Origin of the sequence: Campylobacter novaezeelandiae, from assembly GCF_004323845.1 — a bacterium.
Lineage (GTDB): Bacteria > Campylobacterota > Campylobacteria > Campylobacterales > Campylobacteraceae > Campylobacter_D > Campylobacter_D novaezeelandiae.
Map to the genome: position 1 here is coordinate 1 of NZ_QPGR01000039.1, position 594 is coordinate 594.

1 protein-coding gene and 1 pseudogene are annotated in these 594 nt (G+C 23.9%); both read right to left on the reverse strand.

Features of this window, described 5'->3' with window-relative positions; genetic code table 11:
- Positions 1-322: hypothetical protein (locus DU473_RS08155; RefSeq protein ID WP_131186977.1), on the reverse strand; the 322-nt coding region annotated here is incomplete at its 3' end.
- 171 nt (positions 323-493) lie between these two features.
- Positions 494-594, reverse strand: a pseudogene (locus DU473_RS08600) (methyl-accepting chemotaxis protein); the annotation flags it as partial.

The following is a 594-nucleotide window of genomic DNA, read 5'->3' on the forward strand; positions in this document are numbered from 1 at the left end:
CTGCTAAAAATCCTCCAGCTTCTCTTAATAGTTTTAAATCATCTCCTATATTTTCCATTAAAGATTGTTGGTTATTTAGCTGGTCATAGGAAAATGATAAAATTCTTTTTGCGAAATTTTCAAGAGTTTTTGAATTATTTTTCTGAAAATTGATAATAGACTCTTGAGCTACTTTTAATACATTACTTTGGGACTTTAATTCTGCTTTACCTAAAGCTTCCTTAGAAAAATAAAAAGTAACTATGCCTAAAACAATCAAACACACAATAGCTACAATATTAGCTATTAAAGAGATTTTAAATTTAACACTGCTTATTTTCATCTAAAAATCCTTCAAAATAAAAATAATAAATGTGGTTATTATATAATAAAAAACAATCTATTAATTCCATATTTAAAAAATTTTAGTAAGAAAAAAATATAAGAAGTTAAAAAAATCTGATGAAAGATTGATATTTTATTTATTTCTAGAGAGCCTTAGCTCTCTAGTATATTAAAATCTTTTTTTCTTTACATCATCAAGTATATTACTTGCTATATCACTTACTGTATTAGAAATAAGTGCTGATTCATTTGCAATCTCAACATTATCTT